Source organism: Gemmatimonadaceae bacterium, from assembly GCA_020846935.1.
Taxonomy (GTDB): domain Bacteria; phylum Gemmatimonadota; class Gemmatimonadetes; order Gemmatimonadales; family Gemmatimonadaceae; genus RBC101.
The window spans coordinates 834,831-851,095 of sequence record JADLCY010000001.1; the positions used below are offsets into that span (position 1 = coordinate 834,831).

13 protein-coding genes are annotated in these 16,265 nt (G+C 68.7%); 3 read left to right on the forward strand and 10 right to left on the reverse strand.

The window, feature by feature from the left end; genetic code table 11:
* Positions 1-219: 219 nt before the first annotated feature.
* The 3 genes from IT361_03485 to IT361_03495 all read left to right on the forward strand — a co-directional run bounded on the left by IT361_03485 (position 220) and on the right by IT361_03495 (position 5,862).
* A complete protein-coding gene (locus IT361_03485) occupies positions 220-3,429 on the forward strand; it encodes a DEAD/DEAH box helicase (GenBank protein MCC6316731.1) in 3,210 nt (1,069 codons plus the stop codon).
* A gap of 26 nt (positions 3,430-3,455) precedes the next feature.
* A complete protein-coding gene (locus IT361_03490) occupies positions 3,456-4,109 on the forward strand; it encodes a hypothetical protein (protein MCC6316732.1) in 654 nt (217 codons plus the stop codon).
* Positions 4,110-4,329: 220 nt separating this feature from the next.
* Complete coding sequence (locus tag IT361_03495) at positions 4,330-5,862, forward strand: response regulator (GenBank protein MCC6316733.1); 1,533 nt, start codon at positions 4,330-4,332, stop codon at positions 5,860-5,862.
* A 61-nt stretch (positions 5,863-5,923) separates the two neighbouring features.
* Here IT361_03495 and IT361_03500 read toward each other — a convergent pair whose 3' ends face one another.
* The 10 genes from IT361_03500 to IT361_03545 form a co-directional block, all read right to left on the reverse strand.
* A complete protein-coding gene (locus IT361_03500) occupies positions 5,924-7,195 on the reverse strand; it encodes a M20/M25/M40 family metallo-hydrolase (GenBank protein MCC6316734.1) in 1,272 nt (423 codons plus the stop codon).
* A gap of 3 nt (positions 7,196-7,198) precedes the next feature.
* Positions 7,199-8,254: an asparaginase gene (locus tag IT361_03505; protein ID MCC6316735.1), complete on the reverse strand. Its 1,056-nt coding sequence runs from the start codon at positions 8,252-8,254 to the stop codon at positions 7,199-7,201.
* A gap of 131 nt (positions 8,255-8,385) precedes the next feature.
* Entirely contained in the window at positions 8,386-9,249 is an 864-nt protein-coding gene (locus tag IT361_03510; GenBank protein MCC6316736.1) for a D-amino acid aminotransferase, read from the reverse strand.
* Between the two features lie 260 nt (positions 9,250-9,509).
* Complete coding sequence (locus IT361_03515) at positions 9,510-10,211, reverse strand: hypothetical protein (GenBank protein MCC6316737.1); 702 nt, start codon at positions 10,209-10,211, stop codon at positions 9,510-9,512.
* Complete coding sequence (locus tag IT361_03520) at positions 10,190-10,501, reverse strand: hypothetical protein (protein MCC6316738.1); 312 nt, start codon at positions 10,499-10,501, stop codon at positions 10,190-10,192. The genes IT361_03515 and IT361_03520 overlap by 22 nt, the downstream gene beginning before the upstream one ends.
* Positions 10,502-10,768: 267 nt before the next feature.
* Positions 10,769-11,245 (reverse strand): GTP-binding protein, encoded by a 477-nt coding sequence (locus IT361_03525; protein MCC6316739.1) that lies wholly within the window; start codon positions 11,243-11,245, stop codon positions 10,769-10,771.
* A 23-nt stretch (positions 11,246-11,268) separates the two neighbouring features.
* A complete protein-coding gene (locus IT361_03530; protein ID MCC6316740.1) occupies positions 11,269-12,981 on the reverse strand; it encodes a hypothetical protein in 1,713 nt (570 codons plus the stop codon).
* An 80-nt stretch (positions 12,982-13,061) separates the two neighbouring features.
* On the reverse strand, positions 13,062-13,625 hold the full coding sequence (locus tag IT361_03535; GenBank protein ID MCC6316741.1) for a hypothetical protein: 564 nt from the start codon (positions 13,623-13,625) through the stop codon (positions 13,062-13,064).
* A 32-nt stretch (positions 13,626-13,657) separates the two neighbouring features.
* Positions 13,658-15,040: a sigma-54-dependent Fis family transcriptional regulator gene (locus IT361_03540; protein ID MCC6316742.1), complete on the reverse strand. Its 1,383-nt coding sequence runs from the start codon at positions 15,038-15,040 to the stop codon at positions 13,658-13,660.
* Positions 15,037-16,140: a PAS domain-containing protein gene (locus IT361_03545; GenBank protein MCC6316743.1), complete on the reverse strand. Its 1,104-nt coding sequence runs from the start codon at positions 16,138-16,140 to the stop codon at positions 15,037-15,039. Before IT361_03545 ends, IT361_03540 begins: the two co-directional genes overlap by 4 nt.
* Positions 16,141-16,265 lie beyond the last annotated feature (125 nt).

A 16,265-nucleotide genomic window follows, 5' to 3' on the forward strand; every position in this document is an offset into this window, starting at 1 on the left:
AACCCATCTCGCATGGCCGCGAACCACGGCGCCAAGAGCGTCGCACAAGGTCGCCGCGGTACACCGAGGCGTCGAGACCATTCCCGCGAGATGGCGGGCAGACTTTCTGGGTTCGCGCCAGGCCAGATCGAGGCCCCCTCCCACTATCATGTGAAGTTCGGACGCTGCGCGGGCGGCGCCCGGCGTCGTTGACACGCGGCCCGCCCTCCCCGGCACGTCTTGGCGCTTCCCCCCGACATCGTCCGACAGTTCCCACCGCAGATCCGCGAGCGTGGCGATCGGTACTTCCATGCCGGACGCGTGACTCTCACCGAGCTCCTGCCCGACCGCATCGAGGCTCGCGTCCGCGGTACTGACGACTACCGCGTCCGCATTCGCCCAACGCAGGCGGGTGGCCTGGCCGTCGACTGCTCCTGCCTCTACGGTCGCGACCACGGGTGGTGCAAACACGTGTGGGCGACGCTGCTCGAGGCCGATGCAGCGGGCCTGCTGCCCGGTGCCCGACACGACGACGAGGAAGCGAGCGCGCGCGAAGATGGAACCTGGCAAACCCAGGTGCGTCGTCTGGGCGACCTGCTCGACCCGGCCCTGCCGACGCCTGACGAGTCCGGCGGCCGATGGCCAGCCACGCGCCGCATCGTCTACATCCTCGATGTACATGCCAGTTCGTACCGAAGCGACGGACTCGTGGTGGAAGTTGCGCAGCAGCGGATGCGGGCCAATGGCGACTGGAGCCCCCCGGTGCCCCTGCGGGTCAATCCGGCGACCTGGCTCAACGCACCCGATGTGCTGGATCGCGAGGTCGCCCAGATGCTGCTCGGTACGAGGCCCGCCGACGGCTCGGCGCCCGGAACCATGGGGACGCGGCGCTACATCGTGCGCGCAGCGGCATTCGACACCACGCTCCGTCGCATGGTGGAGACCGGGCGCGCGAGGCTGCGCGTGCTCCCGGACGCGGAGCCTGCCACGGTGGCCTGGGATCCCGGAGAGCCCTGGCGGTTTCGGCTTCGCGTGGTGCCGCAAGGCCGCGGACGGCGCATGGCATACGTGCTGGACGGGGCCTTTGCGCGCGGCGAAGAGGTCGTCCCGGTGCATGAACCCGCGGTCCTGATGCGCGGCGGCCTGTTCGTCACGCACGACTGCATTCATCGGTTTGTCGATGCGCACGTCTTCGACGTGGCCTACGCCCTGCGCACCGCGGTGTCGGTGCGGGTTCCGCGCCGCGAGGCGGTGAGCCTGGTGGCCGAGCTGTTCAGGCTCCCGCAGCGGATCGACATCGAGATCCCGCCCGACCTGGGGCTCACACACGTACATGAGCCGCCGGTGCCGTGCCTGACCGTGCGCGAGATCGTACTCCCGGGCGGCCAGCGCCGCGTCGAGGGACTGCTCGCGTTTGCGTACGGGTCGACCAGCGTGCCATGGACGAGCGCCGCCCAGTCATCGCTCGATCCGACGACCCTGCACGCCTACGTCCGCGATGACGCGGCCGAGGCGCGGGCACAGGAGCAGCTGGTCGCGACAGGATTCCGCATGGACGTCGACGAGACGACGCAGGAGCGGACCTGGCGCATCGCGCCGACGCGGAGTGAGCGCGCGATGCGCATCCTGACGCGTGAGGGCTGGCGGCTCGACGTCGAGGGTCGGCTGTTGCGGGACGTGGGTGAGGTGGACCTGCGACTGAGCACGGGGATCGACTGGTTCGAGCTGGAGGGCGAAGTCACCTTTGGCGAGCAGCGCGCGCGTCTGCCCGAACTCCTCGCCGCCGTGCGCCGCGGAGATCATCGCGTGGCACTCGCCGACGGTTCGTTAGGCATGGTGCCTGACGAGCTGTTCGACCGCCTGGCGGTGCTCACCGCGACCGGTACGGCACAGGGCGGGCACGTTCGCTATCGGCGTGCGCAGGCGGCGGTGCTCGACGCCCTCCTGGCGACCATGCCCGCGGTGCGCGTGGACGAGGCCTTCGAACGCGTGCGCGAGGCCCTGCACCGCTTCAGCGGCGTCGCACCGGCGAATGCTCCGCCCAGCTTCACCGGCGTGCTGCGCGAGTACCAGCGCGAGGGGCTTGGCTGGCTGCACTTCCTTCGGGAGTTCGGTTTGGGAGGCTGCCTGGCGGACGACATGGGGCTCGGCAAGACGGTGCAGGCGCTGGCGCTGCTGGACCAGCGTCGGCTCGACGGCGCCGGGCCGTCCCTCGTCGTGGTGCCGAGCTCTCTGGTGTTCAACTGGGAGCAGGAAGCCCGGCGCTTTGCGCCCGAACTTTCGGTGCACGTGCATGCGGGGCCCGCCCGGCGCCGCGCCCTTGCGCGCGCGGCCGGACACCACGTCATGCTCACCACCTACGGCACCCTGCGCCGCGACGCCCGTGAGCTGATGGACATCGAGTTCGACTACGTGATCCTGGACGAGGCGCAGGCGATCAAGAATCCCGAGACCGATGCGGCAAAGGCGGCGCGACTGCTGCGCGCACGCCATCGCCTCGCGATGAGCGGCACGCCGATCGAGAATCGACTCGCCGAGCTGTGGAGTCTGCTCGAGTTCCTCAATCCCGGAATGCTCGGCACCGCGGCCGCATTCGCGCGTTTGACACGACCGGCGGACGACGGCGATGCCGATGCCCTGCGACGGGCAAGAGAGTCACGGGAACTGCTGGCCCGCGCCGTGCGTCCGTACGTCCTGCGCCGGACCAAGGAGTCGGTAGCCCGCGACCTGCCCGACAAGGTGGAGCAGACGTTGTACGTCGACCTCGGCGAGACCGAGCGCAAGCGCTACGATGAACTGCGCAATCACTATCGCGCGCAGCTCTTTCTGCGCGTGGACGACGACGGGCTTCCCGCGCGCGTACACGTGCTGGAAGCGTTGCTGCGATTGCGCCAGGCTGCATGCCACCCCGGGCTGATGGCTCCGGACCTGGTTGGCGCATCGAGCAGCAAGCTCGAAGTTCTGGAGTCGCATGTCCGCGAGGCCGTGGCCGAGGGCCACAAGGTGCTCGTGTTCTCGCAGTTCACGTCGTTTCTCGCGATCGTACGGCGCGCGCTCGACGCCGCCGGCATCGTCTATGAGTACCTCGATGGCCAGACGCGCGATCGCGCCGCGCGGGTGACGCGATTCCAGGAGGACGCTTCGTGCCCCGTCTTCCTGATCAGCCTCAAGGCTGGAGGGCTTGGCCTCAACCTGACCGCCGCGGACTACGTGATCCTGCTCGATCCGTGGTGGAACCCGGCGGTGGAGTCGCAGGCGATCGATCGCGCGCATCGTATCGGCCAGTCGCGCGCGGTCTTTGCGACGCGCCTGATCGCGCGCGACACGGTGGAGGAGAAGGTGGTGCAGCTGCAGGCCTCCAAGCGCGACCTTGCGGAGGCGATCATCCGGGCGGACGCGGGGCCGGTGTCTTCGCTCACGAGGGAAGACCTGGAATTGCTCCTTTCCTGAGCGTCTCGCCTTTCCTCTCTCCAACCGTGACCGACCGTCGACCACCCCTCTCCGCCCTCACCCCCCGCGAGCGCGCACTCGTCGCCAGACTGCGCACGCCCGTCGCCGTGCAGCGCTTCCTGCGGGAGTTCCCCTACAACTGGAAGGAGACACTCAGAACCTTTCGCGGCGTCGTGAAGCACGGGAGCGCCCACTGCCTCGAAGCCGTGCTCTTCGCCGCGACGGTGCTGGAGCAGCACGGCTATCCGCCGCTGGTGCTGGACATCGAGTCGCAGGACAAGCTCGACCACGTGGTGTTCCTGTACCGTCAGGACGGGCGTTGGGGAACGGTCGCGCGATCGCGCGACGAGGGATTGCACGGCCGCAAGCCGGTCTTTCGCACGGTGCGTGCGCTCGTCGACTCCTACATGGACCCGTTTGTCGACGGCGAGGGGCGTGTCGTGGGGTACGGGACGGCGGACCTGGATGTGATCGTGCGCACAAACTGGCGGCTCGGGACGACGAACCTGTGGTCGGTGGAGCAGGCGCTGATCCACATGCCGCACCATCGGGTGCACATGTCGGAGCGTCGATACGCCCGTACGCTCCGGCGCTTCCGCGCGTTCAAGGCGGCGCATCCAACGCCTGACAGCGAATCGTGGCGGGCTCACCTGCCGGACCAGGCGCGGCACTGGCTCTGATTTCCGTTCGTCCCCCACCTCTTCCGCCGCCTCCGGGTCCGGCACAGGTTTATGCGTCTGCTGGCGCAGCAGGGACGCCGCGCCTCGTACATCCCTCCCCGACGACGGTTCGCACCCCCTGCCCGTGCGAGTCGGCGTCCAACAATTCCGTCCCTTGCCTTCGCCGGCCGACACCGACGACCCGACGGGCACAGGCGCGCTCGCGCCAGCCCCAGTCTCGATGACCGATCCTGCATCGGATCGTTTGGCGCACTTCGCCATGCAGCCGCCGATGCCGATCACGCTCGACGCCGAGGACCAGGTGGAACGGCTCCTGCGCGACCTGCGCCTCGTCGACTGCAACGACGCCCTCGCCGAGCAGTACGGCTTTCCGCGCGCGGAGGCGATCATCGGGCGCAACGTGGCGTTCCTGCTCGACGCATCGAACCCGACGCATCGAGACTACCTGCGCGCGTTCGTCCACTCGGGCTACCGGCTCGAAGGCGTGGAGTACGCCCAGCGTTCCCCGGATGGCACCACGAGCCACTTCGTGACACACCTGGTGGGCACGGTGCGCGGTGGCCACCTCACCGGCGCCTGGGGTGTTCAGGTCGACGCCACCGCACGACGCCAGCTCGAGCAGCAGTCACGTCAGGCCGAAACCGTGGCGGCGCTCAATCGGCTCGCTGGCGGCGTGGCGCATGACTTCAACAACCTCCTTACCACGATCCTGACGTCGATCGAGATGCTGGAGGACGCGCTCGAACCGCACCACATCGGGCGACAGGATGCGGAGGAGGTGCGTCGAGCCGCCCGCCGCGGCGCGGAACTCACGCGGCAGTTGCTGGCGCTGAGCCAGCAGCAGGTACTCGCGCCGCGACCGAGCGACCTGAACGTCATCGTCAGGCGCGCGGTCTCGTCGATGCGGCGCACCTTGCGCCCCGACCTCGACATCCGCGCGCACACGACCTCGGTGCGCGCGATCGCCAACGTCGATGGCGAGGAACTCGAGCAGGTGCTCGTGACGCTGGGCGCGTTCGCCGCCGATGCGATGGGCCGCGGTGGACAGCTCGACCTGCAGGTCGGGCGCGCCGACCTCGATGCACCGATAGCCGGCACGCCGGATTACCTGAGCCCCGGCAGCTACGCGACGATCACGGTGACCGACTCCGCGCCAGCGTTCGCGCCCGGAGCGGGCGCACGACTGTTCGAGCCGTTCTTCGGCGTGGAACTTCCCGACACTGGCTCAGGGCTGGCGCTCGCCACGTTGCGCGGATTCGTGCGCCAATCCGGTGGGTCCGTCCTGCTCGAGTCGCCCGAAGCGGGTCGCCGGCTCACGGTGTACTTCCCCATTGCGGTTCTGCCGAGCGGTGATGCAACCGCGGACGATCGTCATGCAACGGCCTCGAGCGGCACGGTGATCCTCGCGGAAGACGAGCCCACGGTGCGCCTGCTCATGAAACGCGTGCTGCAACGGGCGGGCTATGTGGTGCTCCAGGCCGCGTCGGGCGAAGAAGCGATCGAGATCTCTCGTACGTATCCGCACGAGGTGGACGCCCTCGTCACCGATGTCATCATGCCGGGAATGGGCGGCGGTGAACTGTCGCGACGCCTCCGGCAGGAGCGTCCTGGCATCCGCGTCCTGCACGTCTCTGGCTACACGGCCGGCGCACTGCGCCTGAGTGAAGCGCTCGAAGACGGCGCCGCATTCCTTCCCAAGCCATTTACGCCCAAGGCGCTCGTGGCCCGACTGCAGGAAGTGATGCGGCGCTGACGCTCGTTCTCGAAGCCAGTGCCCAGCGCGTTACCTGCAGTTGCCGCTGCTGCGCCGCGCCCTACCTGGCGCCCGCGAGTGCGACGACGGTCAGCAGCACCCACTGCGGCCCCTTCCAGCCATCCGCGCCATCGTCGTAGGACTCGGTCAGCGAATGGGCACCGCGCCCCATCCCACCGCCGTCCATGGTGATGGCGGCAATGCCAAGGCTCATGGGGATATTGGCGTCGGTGCTGGACGCACTGGTCGGCGCCGTGAAGCCGATCGCCCTGGCCGCCGCCAGCGCCGTGCGCGCAATGTGCGACGCGTCGTTCACGGGCGCGGCCGGCCGCACGCCCATGTCGGTCCATTTCACGGTGACCTTCGCGCTGGACTGCGGCGCACGAGCGTTCTCTTCCTCGACCGCCTGCTGCACGGCCGCTTTGAGCCTTGCATCGATCGCCGCGAGTTCCTGCGGTGACTCCGAGCGCAGGTCGACCTCCATCGCGCCGAGCGGCGAGATGGTGTTCACCGACGTGCCACCGCTGACGATCCCCACGTTGAACGTCGTCTTTGGGTTGGCGGGCGGCTTGAAGTCGCTGATCTTCGCGATCGCGCGGCCCATGGCGTGGATCGGCGCCGGCATCCCAAAGGCGCCAAAGCTGTGGCCACCGGGGTTCTGGAACTCGACCTTGTATCGGTGACTGCCCACCGCGCCGGTAGTGAGGCCAAGTCCGGTGCCATCGACCGAGATGAAGAAGTCGATCTTCTCCGGCGGCGCCTTGAACAGTGCCCGGACGCCGCGGAGATTCCCGGGGCCTTCTTCGCCCACGGTCGCGACAAACAGGATCTTGCCGGGGAAGGGGACCTTCGCCTGGTCAACCGCCCGCGCCACCGCAAGCAACGTGGCGAGCCCGCGGCAATCGTCGCCGATCCCCGGCCCGCGAAACAACGTCCCTTCGCGCGTCACCTTCACGTTCGTCCCCTCCGGAAACACGGTGTCGAGGTGCCCGGAGACCACCACGGTCGGCCCGGACCCCGAGCCCGCGCGCTCGGCGATCACGTTGCCTTCGCCGTCGATGCGAACGTTTGTCAGGTTGAGCGACCGGAACCGTCGGACCATCTCCGCGGCCCGCACCTGCTCCTTGAATGGCGGCGCCGGGATTTCGCAGATCGAGACCTGCTGTTCGAGGGTCCAGGCATTGTCGCGCCTGACGATGTCCAGGGCCGCGGCGACGGCAGGGTTCGCGGTCGGCACGCTCGCCGTCTGGGCGCCGAGTGTCGGAGCGACGGCCGCAATGGCGGCCAACAATGCGCAGCGGGTCATGGTGACGAGTCGATTGCGTGAAGGCATGGGTCAGCGGAGCTCCATGAGGCGGGCAATGTCGCCGGCGCGCAGGCCGGTGGCGAGGCCGAGCATGACGAGCAGGCGCGCCTTCTGCGGGTTGAGGTCGGCGGTCCCGATCATCGCGCCTTCACCGGCGCGAGCCGCGGACTCTCGCGGCCCACCGACGCCTACGCGTCCCGAGCCGGTGCGATTGGAGATGGCGACCACGACGCCGGCATCGCGTGCACGATTGAGCGCGCGCCCCATGGACGGCGTGCTGCCGCCGCGGCCGACACCGGCGACCACGAGTCCGCGCGCTCCCGCCGCGACGGCGGCGTCCACCAGCACCGAGTCGGTACCGATCGCCGCGTAGACAATGTCTACCCGCGGAAAGTCGGTGAGCTTGCTGAGATCGATCGCGGCCCGACGGCACATGCTCCCGACCTCGGGTGCCGGGCGGTGAAAGACCACCACGTCGGGATCGGCGAGACCGAGGACGCCGGCGTCAGGCGCGGTGAAGGCATTGAGGCGCGTGGTGTTCGACTTGGTCACGTCACGCGCCGCAAAGACCTCGTCGTTCATGAGGACCATCGTGCCGCGCCCGCGCGCCGCCGGCGCCACGGCGACGCGCACTGCATTGAGCAGGTTGGCCGGGCCATCGGCGCCCACGGCGCTGGCCTGGCGCATGGCGCCCGTCACGATGATGGGTGAACAGCCGCCAACGGTCAGCGAGAGGAAATACGCCGTCTCCTCCATGGTGTCGGTGCCGTGCGTGATCACGAAGCCGGCGGGCGCATCCGGTCCCGACTGCAGCGCGGTGATACGGCGCGCGAGGTCGCGCCACATCTCCTGCGTGATCGATCCGGACACGACGTTGCTGAACTGCTCGACACTGACGCGTGCCAATCCCTTGAGCTGGGGAATCGCGTCGACCAGTTCTTCGCCAGTGCGGCGTGCGTCGTTGCCGAGGTTGGAGATCGTACCACCCGTGGCGAGAACGTGAACCCGCGGCAGCGTCTGGGCACCCAGGGGTGCGGTGAACGCCAGCGTGAGCATGGCATACGTCGCGAAGAATCGAGCGGTCATCAGCAGGACACCTGGCTCCTGACATTGGCAGGAGCGGCGAGAGGGAAGCCACGCTCCGGCGCAGGCCGGCGCGATGAATGAGTTGCGTCCGGCCCTGGTGAGCGCTCCAGGCGCCGCGAGCCTGTCACTGCCTAACGCGCCATCGCCGACGACCGGTACAGCCGGCCCGCCAGCGCCTCGTAGAGCTGGCGGGAGATCGGCCCTGGCGTGCCAGTGCCGACCCGCGAACCGTCGATCTCCACCACCGGCATGACGTCGGTCGTGGTGCCAGTGACGAAAAACTCCTCCAGTCGCGGAATGTCGGCCACGTGAAAGGCACGCTCGGCGACAGGAATGCCCAGCTCGCGCGCCAGCTCCAGCACCACGTCCCGCGTCACACCACCGAGGATGTAGTTGGACGCCGGGTAGGTGCGCAATTCGCCGTTGATCACCCCGAAGGCGTTCGTGTGCGAACCTTCGGTGATCGCACTCCCGCGCACGAAGATCGCCTCGAAGACCCCGTGGTCCACGGCATACTGCTTGGCCAGCACGGCGGGAATCAGGTTCACGGTCTTGATGTCGCAGCGGGACCAGCGGATGTCGGGGTACGTCACCACCGAAACACCAGTCGCCCGCTTGTCGTTCGGGACCGTGAACTTTGCCGCGGAGAGAAACACGGTGCAGCGGGTGCCAGCGGGAGGAAAGTGGTGGGTGCGCGGTGCGGCGCCGCGCGTGATCTGCAGGTAGATCGTCCCTTCCCCCTCCTCGAGCCCGTTCTCGGCGATGAGTCGACGCGAGATGTTCTCGATGTCGGCGAGCGACTCCACCGGGTCAAGCTGAAGGTCGGCGAGGCCCCGGGCGAGGCGCGTCAGGTGGCGTCCGGATTCGAACAATTCACCGTTGACGACACGGGTGACTTCGTAGACGCCGTCGCCGAAGATGAAGCCGCGATCGTCGATCGAGAGCTTCGCCTCTTCGCGAGGCATGTAGGAGCCGTTCAGGTAAATGATGGGCATGGCAGCCGAGGCGCGACTCAGGAGAAGTGGGCAGGTGCCGAGCGACGCGGATCGAAGGCGAGTCGTACGCCGTCTCCGCGCATCGCTGGAATGCTACCGCTGCGCGCGAGGGCGTGCCATGTGACAAGAGGTCGCGCGGTCCCGGCGTTCGACCAGGCGCAACGTGGGCGACGGATCGTGTTGACTGGCCTCGAGCCCGGCGCCGGGGGTGGGCCGGCGGCGCTCCGCGTGTCGCCAGCCGGCCCGCGCCCCGTTCGCCCCTATCCCTCCGCTGGCCAGGCGGGGAATTGAAGGACGGTCGCCGTTCGGACACTTCCCGCGGGCCCGAAGTCCCGCAAGGGATCCGGGGTCGTTGATCCCGACTCCGTCACATGATAGAGCTCGAGCCCGGCGTTCCGCAGCACGGTGCGCTCTTCCGGTGACTCTGCGCCGCGCACGACCATGGGCACACGGTTGTACTCGGCAAACGCAGCCAGTCGAAGCACGGAATGCAGCTGCTCGGGAATCACGTGGACGCCGCGCACGTGGTCCGGGCCCAGCCGGAGGTAAAGCGGCCGCAGCGCCCAGAGCAACTCGAGCGCCGAGGTACCCCATTCTCCGGCGATCTCGACGATCGTGCCGAAGCCCAGGCCGTGGCAGCGCTCCATGGCGACTCGCAGGAACCGAGCATCGAACGATGCCGCATGGACGACGAAACCGACGAGTACGTGTGAACGCGAGTATCGCAACGCGCCGGCCACGGGCAATACGGTGTCTTCGAACGTCGCCACGTCGGGCGCCGCGCCATAGGCGACAAACGACGAGGAGACCAGCCGCTCAGGCGGGTAGTACGTAAGTTCGACGCGCTCGCGGGCGACCGGAGCCGGCGACCGCCAGATCGCCTCGCGACGCACCAGCACACGCGCCGACGGCACCCGGACGTTGCTCGCCGCCATGCGCACTACCCGAGGAGTGAGGCGCACAGCACGGCTCCGAGGTGCATGATCGGCAGGTCGGCGCCGAGCACGAGGTCGGCCTCCGGCCAGCGCACGATTCGCGAAGGGGACGACTGCACGAGGGCCACGGTTCGCGGCCGCTCCGCTTCACGGTGCGCGTCGTCGATGAGCGCGACGAGGGGATCGGGATCGTCGAAGCCGAGATCGAAGGCAGCGACGACCCCACGATACGGCACCTGACCGAGCATCGCGCGGGCCTCGGCCACGTCGGGAACGTGATCGACGACAAAGCCGCGGAACGTCAGATACCCAGTCAATACGGAAAGGCGGGGTGTCTCTCGTCCGGTGACGAGCACCCGCCGGGATCCAGCAGTCACGTAGCGCCCTGGCGTGGGAAACTTCGACACCAGAGTCAAAGCAACGCGCGTTCCATGCCGGTGCCTGTGTCGGCGAGCCGGAGCAAGTCGCTTTCCCGGAACAGGTTGGGCGCTCGCAGCGAGCGTCGGCGCTGCCGGAACCAAGGAGGAACGGTGGCGCCGATTCTGGAACGCGGATTGGCGCGTCCCGATTCCGGATGCGGCTGGCTAGGGCGCCTGCATCCGACGAACGAGGGCGGCAAACGCCGCTTCGACGTTGGCGCCGGTCCGTGCCGAGGTCGTGAACACGTCAACGCCCGCCGGCCCGCGGGCGCCCTGATCGGCGGCGGTGACCGCCCACTCGTCGGCAAGGTCCGACTTGTTCACGAACAGGAGGGAGGGGACGCTGCCGACCGCATCTTCGGCACCACGCTGGATGGCGAGCGCACGATCGAGTGTGTCGGGACGCGTACCGTCGGCGACATAGATGAGGCCAGCAGCACCGCGCAGGTAGGTGGTCCGCACCTTCTGCAGGTCGTCTTCGCCCTGAAGATCCCACAGCAGCAGGCTCACCTGGCCGCCTTCGTGGTCGACCAGCTTGCGGTCGATCTTGACACCGATCGTCGCCTGGTACTTCTCGCTGAACATGCTCTCGACGTAGCGCCTGACGAGGCTCGTCTTTCCGACGCCGGTGGCGCCCAACATGCAGACCTTGCGCTGAATGACCGTCACTGACTGCTCGGCGAGATGGCTCGAATGGCGATGCGGAGCGACGCGGATCGTCGGCCCGGGGTGGAGTCGGGACTCGGCGTCATGACCGGGGCGGGCACTCCGCTTGCCATCAGCATGTTGCGGACCACGCGAGCGCGCGCGATCCGGAGCGGCGCATTCGACGTTTCGGTGCCCACGGTGTCGGTCGTGGCCCTGATCTCCACGCCGACCGTTCGCCCCACACTCGCCGCATCGCGCAGCAGGTCGCGCAGGGCGACCGACATGGAGTCCACGACCCGCCGAAACTCGCCGCGAGGGATGGCCGATCCGAGGCCGAAGGAGACGGTGAAGGTTTCCGCACGATCTGCCGCGGCACGGAGCGCGACCTCGGCCGAGTCGCGCACCGCGGTGAAGTCGGTCGCCGATACGCCGCCCAGCGCCAGTGCGAGTCCGCGCGCACGCGCCAGCCATGCCGCCGACGCCACACCGGTGGCCGAGAGCGTGTCGCCGTGCATCACCAATTGCACCGACGATGGCGGCGCCAGCGCCGCACCCGCGCGGCGCAAGACGAACTCGGGGCGCAAGGCGATGTACGGCTCCCAGTGCATCGTGATCCTGGACGAATCGAGGCCGGCGGCAAGGATGGCCTGCGCAGGATCGCGGGCCAGGGGATCGCGCAGGCCGGTGAGGACGTAGCGACCGGCTGTACGGCCCGTACTCCCGACCACCACACCGGGTTCCTGCCTCAGGGCATCGACGGCCTTCCCGAATCGACGGGACTCGAGCGCGCGCGGCGCGGCGCACCAACCGATGCCAAGCAGCAGGGCGCCGGCGAGCGCTGCGACCTTCCATCGCCCCGCTCCGGGAGCTCGCGTCGCCACCTGCGAGACGAGACAGGACTCGATGATGCCGTCGCGAACGATGAATGCACGCCCCGAGGTCGCGAAGGCATCGAGGTCGGTCGCGTGCACACGCTGCACCTCTTCCACGGCCTGCTGGAGCGTTTCGCGCAGGGCGAGCGGGGCGTGGCCACGGATGACGGCGGCGAGCATCACGGCTGGGCCCTGCTCCACCCACACGGTCAGGTCTCCGAGCGCGAACGAATCGAGTCCCTCCTGCACCGACATCTCGAACGTGTCGCGTGCGAAGTCACCAAGCGCGGTGAGCATGCCGGCGACCATCTCCGGAGGAAGCGCCTTCACACCGGGCGCGGAGACGTGAGTGACCAGCAGGCCCGTCACGCGATGCACCAGAAAGACCTGCTCGACGCGAAACCTGAGGGAGTGCCTGAGCACCACCTCGGCGAACGACTTCCCCGTCCGCATGGCCTCGATGCGCCAGCCGATGCCGCGCGGGGAGAACGAGTGCTCGAGCGTGGTGTTGATCGACTGAACGAGCTCGCCGAATGCCGAGGAGATCGCGCGGCGGATCGCCGGCCCGATGACGGGGAAGATCGCATCGACGACGGGCTGCGGGTCCCGGCGTACCGACGCCTTGATCGCCTCGCCGACCACCGGACCCAGGGCCGCGCCGAGCGCGGGGTCCTTCGCGCGACGATGGATGGCGTCAGGGAGCGCGTCGCTCACCGCATCGAGGCCGAGCGATGGATCGTCGAGGCGACGCTCGACTCTCGTCAGGCGGTCGCGCTCTGCCCCGATGAGCAACCTGGTCAGCTCGGCCCAGCGCTCGGCGGGCGTGGGCGACGCCCGATGGTCCGCGAGCTCACGCACCGCGGGATCGACGGGCCGCGGCGATCCCGCGGGAGGGTCCGATAGGCGGACGGGGTCGGCCACGCGCGTTGCCGTGCGACCTAACGAGCGTCGGGTCCGCCGGCCAGGCGCTGCGCGAACTCGGCGAACATGGCCGCGATCGTGCTGCGGTCCGCCTTTGCCGATCGCAGATCGAAGGCTTCACGACGCAGCGCGTCGGAGATCTCGTCGTGCCGACGAGCCGTCTCCTCGGCGAGTGCGCGGTGCGTGTCCTGCAGCTGGGCACGCAGGTCACGCTGGGCCTGCGCCGACTGCTCGGCCAGGGCGGCCACGCGATCGGAGAGCTCGCGATTGAGGGCGCCGATGGCGTCCATCGCATCGCGCACGCCCTGGAGACGCTCGCGCTCTTCGCTCCGCAGGCTCGAGCTGAGCGCTTCGAGTTCGGCGCGGAGGTATTGCTCGGTGGCGAGCATTCGCCGGCCGAGGTCCTCACGCAGGTTGGTGGATTCGCGCCCGAGTCGCTCTTCGGTCGCCGCGAACCGGCGATCGTAGTCCCGCATCTGGGACCCAAAGAGGATGTCGCGGATCTTGTCGACGTTGCCCGTGTCGTTGGGGCCGCCTTCGGCGCCGTTGGCTTCGGCGTGGGTCCAGATGGGGTCGCTCATGTCGGTTCGTCCTGGCGAATGCTCCGCCGATGTCAGGAGGCGGGCCTGGCGACCGCGATGCGCATCGCCTTGAGTTTTTGGTACAGGGTCGAGCGCGGGACACCCAATCGCTGGGCGGCCACCTCCACGCGCCCGTTGACGAGCTCCAGCACGCGAATAATGTGGCGCCGCTGGAGTTCTTCCAGAGTCAGGTGGTCCTCTCCGCCGATGATGGCCGTCGTGCCGCCGGCCGGGGTCAGCGCCGCGGGCGCATCAAATGTGAGGTCCGCGGCGCGTATAGACCCGCGCGCGGAGAGGAGCACGGCGCGTTCGAGCACATTGCGCAGTTCGCGCACGTTGCCCGGCCACGGGTGTCTGGCGAGAGCCTCGTCGGCCGAGGGTGTCAGTTCGATCGAAGCGCGGCCCAATTCCCCGGCCAGCCGTTCGAGGAGTCGGCGCGCGAGGATCGGAATGTCTTCCTTTCGTTCCCGCAGCGGGGGCACGTGGAGCGGGATGGTGCTGATGCGGAAGTAGAGGTCTCCGCGGAACTTGCCGGCGCCAACGAGGTTGGGCAGATCCTGGTGCGTGGCAGCCACGAGCCGCACGTCCACCTGGCGGTCCTTGACCGCACCCACCCGCCGGAAGACCTGGTCTTCGAGGACCTTGAGGAGCTTGGGTTGGAGCGAAAGTTCGAGGTCGCCGATTTCGTCCAGAAACAGCGTGCCGCGGTGCGCCAGTTCGACCAGGCCCATTTTGGCGGTGACTGCTCCCGTGAACGCCCCGCGTTCAAAGCCAAAGAGCTCACTTTCGAGCAGTTCGCGGGGGAGACTAGCGCAGTTCAGGTCGACGAAGGCTTCGTCGGCGCGGGCCCCATGCGCGTGGAGCCATCGCGTGAGCACACCCTTTCCGGCCCCGGTTTCGCCGAGAATCAGGACTGGGCGGTCCGTAGCCGCGATGCGTTCCGCCTGTTCGCGGAGTCGGTGGATTGCCGCCGACTCTCCGACGAACGGGTCCGTTGTGGCCCTTTGCTGGCGCACAGCTCTCGCCATACTGCGCTGGCGCTCGCGCTGACGGTCTAGTGCGCGATCGAGCACGACCGCCAATGCCGGCAACGATACCGGCTTGGTCAGGAAGTCGTCCGCACCCTGGCGTATGGCCTCGACCGCCAGCTCGACCGACCCGTGGCCAGTGAGAACCAGAAACGGCACGACGGCGCTGAGCGCGCGGATGCGGGGAAGCAGATCCAGCGCCGTCCCATCGGGAAGCCGGTAGTCGCTCAGCACCAGGGCGGGCCGCTCGCGCTCGAAGGCGCGCTCGGCGTCGGCGCACGTCGCGGCTTCGGTGACCGCGTAGCCGTTGGTGCCCAGAAAATCACGCAGGGCGAAGCGGATCGCCGGGTCGTCTTCGACGAGGAGCAGGCGCCTGGTTGAGTTCACTTCGGTCGGGAAGAGGTGGTCGGAAGCCGGACGCGCACCACGGCACCGACGACCCGGCCGTCGGAACTGCGTTGGTTTTCGGCACTGACAGTACCCTGATGATCGTGCACCGTGCGGTGCACCAACGCCAGCCCGAGGCCAGTGCCTCCCGGTCGGCGACTATAGAATGGCTCGAAGACGCTCGCGATCGACGCCTCGTCGAACCCCGGGCCCTGATCGATCACGCTGAATTCCACGTCGGCGTCGACCATGTGGGCCTCGAGCGTGACCGTGCTGCCCGCGGGGGCGTGTTGAATGGCGTTCGTGACGAGGTTCTGGAGTGCCTGCACGAATCGAAACAGGTCCACCGCGACCCAGGTCTCCGGCCGACACGAGCTGTGCGGCTCGACGGCGACGCGGGCCCGCTCGCCGATCGGCGAGCAGACCTCGGCAGTCGCGACGAGGACTTCGGTCACACGCACCGGACGAACCGCGAGCGCGGCCGGTCGGCCATAGTCGAGCAAGTCAGCCATGAGTGTGGACAGCCGCTCCACCTGGCTCGTGAGCAAAGGGGCGTAGCGCGCGAAGTGCTCGTTGTCCGCGAGGCGTTGGCGGAGCGCGTCGATGGCCGAGGAGAGCGCGAAGAGCGGATTGCGCACCTCGTGAGCGACACCTGAGACCAGCTCGCCCATGCGACTGAACGTCTCCGTTCGCTGCAGGGCATCCTGTCGTGCGAGCTGACCCAGAAACTCGCGTTCACGATCGCGGGCCGCTTCGCGTTCGGTGATGTCGTGCAGGATGAGGTGGACGAGCTGCTGGTCGGGGCCGGCAAACGGTGTCCCGTACACTTCGGTGCGTCGGACCTCGCCGGAGGCGTGGCGTTGCGCGAGGCCCACGAGGTGGACCCCGACAGCGGCAGCGACTTCGAGGGCATCGCGCAGGCCGCCGGGGTCTTCGACGCCTAACGACGAGAGGGTCGTGCCCGTCAGCCCGTCGGGGGTGACGCCGTAGAAGTCCGCCGCCGCCCGGTTCGCCTCCACGATCCGGCCGTCGCGCCCGTCGACGACGAGTTGCGGTGCGGTACTGTCGTCAAAGAGTCGACGATATCTGTCCGTGCCCACCCACGTCCTCGCGCCTGGTGACCGGCAGGAATAGAACAGGCGCCGCCGACGCATGGATAGGGCGTGGGCCCCGACGTGCGAACCCCCATCCCGGAAGGCGGCTGTGCGGTGCTCGGCGTCGTGCC

Excerpts from the sequence above, each read along its gene's own strand:
- IT361_03495 (MCC6316733.1), top strand. The coding sequence starts at position 4,330 with ATGACCGATCCTGCATCGGATCGTTTGGCGCACTTCGCCATGCAGCCG.
- IT361_03500 (MCC6316734.1), bottom strand. The coding sequence starts at position 7,195 with ATGCCTTCACGCAATCGACTCGTCACCATGACCCGCTGCGCATTGTTG.
- IT361_03505 (MCC6316735.1), bottom strand. The coding sequence starts at position 8,254 with ATGACCGCTCGATTCTTCGCGACGTATGCCATGCTCACGCTGGCGTTC.
- IT361_03510 (MCC6316736.1), bottom strand. The coding sequence starts at position 9,249 with ATGCCCATCATTTACCTGAACGGCTCCTACATGCCTCGCGAAGAGGCG.
- IT361_03525 (MCC6316739.1), bottom strand. The coding sequence starts at position 11,245 with ATGTTGGGCGCCACCGGCGTCGGAAAGACGAGCCTCGTCAGGCGCTAC.
- IT361_03535 (MCC6316741.1), bottom strand. The coding sequence starts at position 13,625 with ATGAGCGACCCCATCTGGACCCACGCCGAAGCCAACGGCGCCGAAGGC.